Annotated in this window: 3 protein-coding genes; 1 reads left to right on the forward strand and 2 read right to left on the reverse strand. The window is 44.7% G+C overall.

Annotated elements, in window-relative coordinates:
• Positions 1-54 precede the first annotated feature (54 nt).
• Together KDK17_RS00290 and KDK17_RS00295 are read right to left on the reverse strand one after the other, a co-directional pair.
• Positions 55-426 (reverse strand): NirD/YgiW/YdeI family stress tolerance protein, encoded by a 372-nt coding sequence (locus tag KDK17_RS00290; protein ID WP_257252765.1) that lies wholly within the window; start codon positions 424-426, stop codon positions 55-57.
• Positions 427-516: 90 nt separating this feature from the next.
• The gene (locus KDK17_RS00295) at positions 517-978 is read right to left on the reverse strand and encodes an MEKHLA domain-containing protein (RefSeq protein ID WP_257252763.1); all 462 of its coding nucleotides are present in this window, start codon (positions 976-978) and stop codon (positions 517-519) included.
• A 712-nt stretch (positions 979-1,690) separates the two neighbouring features.
• On the opposite strand from KDK17_RS00295, the gene KDK17_RS00300 reads away from it, so the two are divergent.
• Positions 1,691-1,960, forward strand: a complete 270-nt coding sequence (locus KDK17_RS00300; RefSeq protein WP_257274290.1) for a hypothetical protein — start codon at positions 1,691-1,693, stop codon at positions 1,958-1,960.
• The last annotated feature ends 490 nt before the right edge of the window (positions 1,961-2,450 follow it).

Genomic DNA, 2,450 nt, shown 5'->3' on the forward strand with positions numbered 1-2,450 from the left:
TAACCAAACTCGAAACGGGTCTAAGATCAGGTAGTCACGGGTACTGAACAATCTTTAGAAAACATAAAGGATCTTGTCGGCTTCCACCACAATGGGTTCGTTGGGGTCTTTCATGACCTCTCCTTTGATAATGGTGGGGGAGCCAAAGAGCAGACCCTTTTTGGGTATATCATCATTCCTGATATGAATCTGGATTTCTCCGGTTTTATCCCGAAACAGGTAAATCGAACATTTCAGTTTCTTGATGATTTGTCCGGAAAGTTTCACCAGTTCCTCATCATCTCCGTTCTCAATCACCTGATCGATGCTCTGCTTTTGATAGTGATGGGCTTGTGCAGAAGCGGGTGGTGATGGCAGAGGCAAGTCGTTTTCTGAAAAGGCGGGCAAGGACAACAAGCAGAGGCCGCTGAAGAAGAGTCCTTTCATAAAAATTATCCTTAGAGTGTCTATTTTTCAGGATAGCTCAGCTGGATAGCTGTCTGTAACCATCGTCTTTGAATATTAGTGGGGCTGCCTTCAAACAAAAGTCCAGTTGCTGAACGTAGCAGCCTGCCCCTGGTACCTGCCTCTCTCATCGTAGAGGTTCCAGACCAGCGCCTGCTCAATCATGAACCGTCTTCCGGTACTGGCAATACGGATACCTGAATAGTTTTTGATGTAGCCGCGTTTAGTGACTTCTCTTAGCAATCTGCCCCGCTCTTCCCTGTTGGGCTGCTCTGCAGAATGTCTGGAAGGCAGCTGAGTCAGAGTGTTCCAGTCCATTTCAAAAAGAGACTGGGCACTCAGGTTCCCGTAACAGAAGATCGGATCACTTTCTGTGCCGTGAGATAGTAGCACTGACGGGTGTTCATACAATTTTTTAGCCAGTTTGGGGTCATTCAGGGGCAGTCCGCAAAGCAGCTGACCCGTCAGTGTAAAGTAATTACTGGCCATCAGCAGGCTTTGTTGCTGAAGAAAAGGATCGTGCAGCGAGATCATGTTTTGCCTTGTTGCGACAGTGGGTAGCGGGAAAGTAGAATGGAAAAAAGCCTAAACGCTCATGGCTCAGTCGTAAAGTAGAGTTTTCCGGCCGTTTGTTGGGAGGCTGTCTGGATATAGGGTCAGACTATCTGGATTTAAAAGCGTTCCAGAAGAGATACCCTCATGATGGCATCGTACTGTTCCCGGAGAATGCAGAGTTCTCGCCTATTGCTTTGATCAGAGCGTTGTTGGGATTGAAGTACAGAGGCAGGATTCAACAGACGTTGATCTGAAGCAGAAGGGCTTTTTGTATTAATTCAGGGGCACACAATATCCAACGTTGGGAAGTAGGTTGAGAAGCGCCCCTTATCCCTTGTGATCAATCGTCCTTTTTCAACGCTTGCCTGTGCTCCAATAAAAAATCAGACAATACGCCGTTTTTCTTACCTCCCTTGCGACGATATTCAAGGTGCTTTTTTGATGCCAGAAGTAAAGTTCTATGGCATGGAGCCCTGAGAGTAAGTCTAAGATCCTTGACTAAAGACAAAGTACCTTCAACCGTATGTAAAGGCGCCGGAAACTATTAGACCACTTTTACAGTGTATGGCACTCTTTCAGATACTGTTAGCAATACTATCCTCCGTGTTAGTTTTTTTTTGGAACATTTAAGAGAGAGTATCCTCTAACTTTATTGTTGTATTAATAAAACTTGTCGAATATGGAGGTAACTATGGCACCTATCGAGATCAAATCGACTCCAGAACAAATGGTAAGACAAATTTACCAACTTGACATCAAAAACCCGGAATGTGCCGGGGCAGCCTTTGGCCTCACTGTTGGTTGCCTTTTGGGGCACCCTGGTGATGGTTGCATTCTGGGATTCATAGCTGGCTGTCTTTGCAAACACTCCTATACCTCCATCAAAATTTATGAGCGAGATGTTCAAGTACAAAATATTGAAGCGCAAAATATTGAAGCGAAAAAGATTTCCAGAGAATGAGACTGGAGAGAGCTTTGGAATGAAGTTCAGACGGGCTATAAGCCTGTTTGAGCGAGTTGGGCATAGCGAGGTGAGCCTTAGCCAAACCATGGTAATTCGCAGCTAAACCATTGGAACTGAATGACTGATCATGGCCGGATCACAACATATTCGCTCTGAGTATTTATAAGCCCTGTCACTGTTGTCCATGGCCAGCGTATAGGTATTCCGGTTGGCTATTGCGGAGGCAGAAACATTCTGACATTTGATTCTGAGTATCGTTAGCTTTGCCCGCTGAGCTTCCAACGTTCAAGATTTCGTCTGAAACGGACGCTTTTGTCATAACGGGTCATTAAATTAAAATCTTATTAACTATCGACCATGTATTGTTACTGAGGGGGAGAAATTAAAATACAGAACCTTCATGCTCCCAAAGTTTTGCTACTATCACTGAACTAATATTATTCCGTCATTGCTGAAGCCGCCGCTTTGTTAATCAATTTTAATGGTG

This window comes from Endozoicomonas sp. SESOKO2, assembly GCF_024606245.1.
Taxonomy (GTDB): domain Bacteria; phylum Pseudomonadota; class Gammaproteobacteria; order Pseudomonadales; family Endozoicomonadaceae; genus Endozoicomonas_A.

Excerpts from the sequence above, each read along its gene's own strand:
- KDK17_RS00290 (WP_257252765.1), bottom strand. The coding sequence starts at position 426 with ATGAAAGGACTCTTCTTCAGCGGCCTCTGCTTGTTGTCCTTGCCCGCC.
- KDK17_RS00295 (WP_257252763.1), bottom strand. The coding sequence starts at position 978 with ATGATCTCGCTGCACGATCCTTTTCTTCAGCAACAAAGCCTGCTGATG.
- KDK17_RS00300 (WP_257274290.1), top strand. The coding sequence starts at position 1,691 with ATGGCACCTATCGAGATCAAATCGACTCCAGAACAAATGGTAAGACAA.